This is a genomic window from Paraburkholderia sp. UCT2 (genome assembly GCF_014397665.1).
GTDB lineage: Bacteria > Pseudomonadota > Gammaproteobacteria > Burkholderiales > Burkholderiaceae > Paraburkholderia > Paraburkholderia tuberum.
Map to the genome: position 1 here is coordinate 1 of NZ_VZQO01000101.1, position 4,477 is coordinate 4,477.

A 4,477-nucleotide genomic window follows, 5' to 3' on the forward strand; every position below is an offset into this window, starting at 1 on the left:
GGGCGAATGACGCTTGATGGCCGGGTCCTGCCCGATGCGGTCGGCGGGAGTCGACCGGATATAGCCTTTCAACATTCACGTTAGCGGCCTGTCATGACCGAATGGTGCTGGGAAGCCTCAATACGAGATTTCGAAATGTGATTTCCGCTGAACCATATGTGCGAGTTCGAAGGTCGAGTCGTTCAGACGATTTTCGTGAAACCGTCGGCGCTCCAGCGTTCGCTCCCTACGCCGTGATGAACGAAGAACAAACCATCGGGATCATACTGATCCTTAATGGCGAGCAGCCTGCTGTAATTTGAGCCCCAGAAGGACCGCTGCCAGTCCGCGTCGAAAAAATTGCTTTCCGCCACGTAGGAACCGGCGTCTGGAACCAGCTTGCGCACCTCGGCCATTGCACGTCCGATGGCCTGCCGGTCCCGGCGCGCCAGCGCGGTGTCGGGCTCGTGGCCCTGAATGCCGGGATACGCGGGCGGCCCCTCCGCCCCGGCGATAAGCAACGCGAAGGCGTCCAGCGCGGCCGGGTTCGTGGCGGTGTTTCTCGCGGCAGCGACAGCCTCCGCCGGTGCACCCGCCAAGCCCTTGTTGACGTGCAGCGACACGCTCCATTGACGGGTCGCCGCAAACAGCGTGTCGGCCAGGGTTTGACGCCGGTCATCTTGCAGCAAGGCCGCGGGGAGCCACGCGGACTCGTAGCCGTGTAGCACTTGTCCCGCCTCTCCGCGATTACCCGACCAAAAGATATTGTCGTCGGGTGCGCCCGGCCGGTCGTCGGTGCTGATGAAGCCGAGGAGCTTCTTGAACAGGGTTGGAGCCCAGAAACTGCGGGCCGAGATGGCGACAATCTTCAGTGGCGAGAACTCGACCTTGAAATCGTCCGGGGACGCGGCAAGCGTATCCATGAACGGCTGCCAGATCGCTTGCGCTTCACTGCGACTGAGCCCCTGGAACACCATCGAGATAGTGAGGACGTTGTCGCGGCGAAATCTGATCTGTTCGCCCCAGTGCGGGTTCATCAGGTTCTGATTATAGAAGTCGACGATCACGCCAATCAGCCGGCGAAACGCAGACGTCGATGTCGCCTTGATCGTCATGTTCACCGCGCCGAAAGTCTCGGGCAATTCGTGAACCCGCAGCGTCAGCCGGGTGACCACGCCCAGGCTCCCGCCGCCGCCGCCTTTCAGCGCCCAGAATAGATCGGGATTCGTGCAGGCATTGGCGATCCGGACCGCGCCATCTGCCGTCACAACTTCCGCTTCGAGCAGGCTTCCCGCGGCCAGTCCGTAGGCCTTGGAAAAGCTGCCGAACCCGCCGCTTTGGATCAGGCCAGCCACGCCGACCGTCATGCAGCCGCCACCTTGCACGTAACCGCCCGCCTTGGTAGTGACCGCATCGTAGACGTGCGCCCAGAGCGCGCCGGCACCGGCCGTGACCGCCCTCACCGGTGCCGCATGTCCCTCGCATCCTGTGCCGACAAACGCGTCCTGCACGGTGATGTTGTTCATTTTTCGCGTCCAGACCAGCAGAGAGTCCGGCGCATTCGATGTGCCTTGATAGCTGTGGCCGCCGCCCTTCACCACGAGGCGGAGATTGTTCCGACGTGCGAAGTTAACGGCGACGACGACGTCATTCGTGTTGCGCGCAGCCACCGCGTAGACGCTGGGTGTCGATGTCCACGCGTCAACCCAGCCGAGGGTTTGCGTTAGGCCCACCTCGTCGCCGAGAAAATAGGGGTTCTTGAGCTCCCTGAATAGTTGCCTGCAGTCGTCACTATCGGGCGCGTTCAGGCAAGCCACCAGGGGCGATTGCACTTTCACCAGTGCATTGCCGACCTGCTGGCTGAGTTCGTTCCAATGCGCCTCGGACGGCCAGCCTGGATCGCCCGGACGCACGCGAGTGAACGCTCCGGATACCGCCGCTTGCGCCGAAGCGAGCATCTGTTTCCGGGCACCATGCAAAAATGTGATTCCGACCGCAGATTGCAAAATACGTCGTCTCTTCGAGGACGTGGTTTTGTTTGAAGGTTTCATCGGCATGCGTGAAATCTCAATATGGTTGCAACCCGGATGACTGAGAAACCGGCGGAACTCTTCGAATCATGGGGTGACCGGAAGACGTGCATCAAGCGTTCGAAGTCCGCCAACCGTGCATCGCAAATCGTTAGCCCCCAGCCCACCGCCGGACAGATTTTCAACGACTTAGCCTTCGGGGTCGATTGGCCGAAACCTGTCCCACGACGACGCGCTGAGCTCGACCCGCAAGAGGTTAAGGCAACTTGGAAAAAGGCAACGACGTGCGCGGCGAGGCGACGTATGTCATCGCTGGCTCGCGTGTTGGGGGGTGTGCGCGTAATCAATGGTACGTCGTCGTAGACGACTGCAGCTTCGTCAGCACGCCGCGTTTGAACTGGAACCAGCCTTGCGAGCTTTGCATCACGACTTCATCGCCTTGCCAGAACACGCGCTTGACCGTCATGCGCTTACCCGAGCGTTGCACAAGCGGCGGATGGTGGCGAAAGTCGTACAGCACCGGGCCGGAATCAGTCTGCACGAGCGTGCGCGTGACGCTGTCATTTGCATTGCCTACGTCGTCGAAATGCGTGAGCATGCTCGCGCTAAAGCGATCGAAAATTTCCTTGTCGAGCATCCCCACGAAATCGCCGTCGACGCGCACGAATTGCAAGTTACCCAAGGGCGTGACGAGCGGGCCGGACGCGTTGCTTTGCGCATGAACGCAAGTCACGAAAGAGGTGGCTGCGAGCCCAGCGAGGAACAGTCGTCTCATGTTTTCCTTTTAGATTCAGCGGCGTCTCCGACGACGGAGCACGACCCGCAATCTTTCCTTGGGAACATCGTCGTCAATTTTGGCCGAGACGTCGAAGGTCTTTAACTGGCGACCTCTGCCAGATGACGCCACGGGCCTGAATTCGCGAGCTGCGTCTCGCGCGAAAGGCCGAGGCCGACCGCTTGAGACACTCGTGACTGACAGCAATAGGGAATCGAAAATGGTGCAATGAGGTTGTTCCGGCAAATTCATCTTCCGTAGAAACGCCTTGTAGCGCAGATGGATTTCAGATTTTTAGCAGCGGATGTTATTCATCGACTAACTCGCTTGGAGTCCGTGATCCAGCGTCTCGCGGTAGGCAATTCAGCAAGCGAGAACAAGCGGACATCGCCATGAAAAAAGGGTTTTAGCATACCAACCATAACCCGTAGCCATGCGAGATCCGTAACCACTGCGATGTGGCTGAAATCGTGCCAGTGCCTCAGCCCGAACGCGCCGTCATCCCAAAGCGCTCCAACCTCAAATCCCGTGAACTCTTTCCCGACGACATAGAGCATCTTGATCGGCCCCTTGCCCATCATCGCCTCAGCCTTGGGTATGAGTGTACTTTTGTAGTCGTCGTGCGTAACCTTGCCCGTGGCTTCGATCGCGAGCACATCTTGCGGTAACCCATCGATGAATTTGAACATCGCCGTCCCCCATTGGTTCTCCGCAGTGCAATTCGGTGCCTGCGGCCGCGATGATGCGTTCCTATTGTAGGCTCATGAGCGACCGCTTCGGGTAACAGTTCCCGCAGGGTCAGTGACCGCTCATGGCCGGCCGACAAGAGGCGGACACGAATGCGCAGCTGGCAACCTGCGTCCACCGCTTAGCGTGCTTTATTGTCGGAATTATGAAGCCGCCCCTTCATGCGCGGCCGGGGTGCCGAAGCCGGTTCGGCATCAGCCGACTGTTCCAGCAGGCTCGCGATGTCGTGATCGATGGCCGAAAGGATGCGTTGCTTGGGGTGCCCGTCGAGATTCGGTTTTTTCGCCCCGACGGCATGCCGTGTCCCGCCCCACCCGGGAAGGGACGCACGAGTCCCGATTGGATTGAAGGTTAGAATCCCGCGCGTGTGCGCCGCGCGCTCGAATAATTACCTGTGGGCGCACACCGGAACGAGCGCATGGCAATCGTCAAGGGCACGCCCGGGTTCGCCGAGCGCCGGGTCGCGGACTTCGACTACAGCATGTTCAGGAAGGCGACATAACCGCCGTGCCGTTTCGGACTAGAATCCTCTGAGGAGGAGTCAGTGATGTCAGCTCTCAAGCGCATCGATCCGGGCCATTCCGCCTATCAGGCCGCGCTGAACAGGACGACCCGCTACCCTGCGGAGCACGTCACATTGACGGCTAGCTCAAGGAAGAGGCTGCGCCCCTGTGTGCCGCATCGAAAGGTCGGGCGCGGCAAGGTCGGCATCGGCGGCAAGTAGGCATCCGCAACCCTTGTATGGCGTCGGGCTTTAGAAGGTGGCTTGACGTGAATTGGCTGTCCGGCGCGAGCACGGATGAGACGTGGTTCGTGACCGACAATCTTGCGATATAGGTAGCCTGCCCCGCATTCGGTGATACTGGTCACAGCTGGGCAGGTACCTGCCAGCGGAGGCGGGACAGGTCGTCCAGAAGCGGCGTTTCGAATGTCGCTGTTCGACCCG

Annotated in this window: 4 protein-coding genes; 1 reads left to right on the forward strand and 3 read right to left on the reverse strand. The window is 60.1% G+C overall.

Annotated features, from left to right (window positions below; genetic code table 11):
• Positions 1-182: 182 nt before the first annotated feature.
• From F6X39_RS35665 to F6X39_RS35675, 3 genes are all read right to left on the reverse strand, one after another.
• Entirely contained in the window at positions 183-2,036 is a 1,854-nt protein-coding gene (locus tag F6X39_RS35665; protein ID WP_262414935.1) for an FAD-dependent oxidoreductase, read from the reverse strand.
• Positions 2,037-2,352: 316 nt separating this feature from the next.
• Positions 2,353-2,784 (reverse strand): hypothetical protein, encoded by a 432-nt coding sequence (locus tag F6X39_RS35670; protein WP_187620088.1) that lies wholly within the window; start codon positions 2,782-2,784, stop codon positions 2,353-2,355.
• A 311-nt stretch (positions 2,785-3,095) separates the two neighbouring features.
• Positions 3,096-3,473: an STAS/SEC14 domain-containing protein gene (locus F6X39_RS35675; protein ID WP_090807178.1), complete on the reverse strand. Its 378-nt coding sequence runs from the start codon at positions 3,471-3,473 to the stop codon at positions 3,096-3,098.
• A gap of 605 nt (positions 3,474-4,078) precedes the next feature.
• Between F6X39_RS35675 and F6X39_RS35680 the strand changes: the two genes are divergently transcribed.
• Positions 4,079-4,255, forward strand: coding sequence for a hypothetical protein (locus F6X39_RS35680; RefSeq protein ID WP_167368717.1), 177 nt, complete (start codon positions 4,079-4,081; stop codon positions 4,253-4,255).
• Positions 4,256-4,477: the final 222 nt, after the last annotated feature.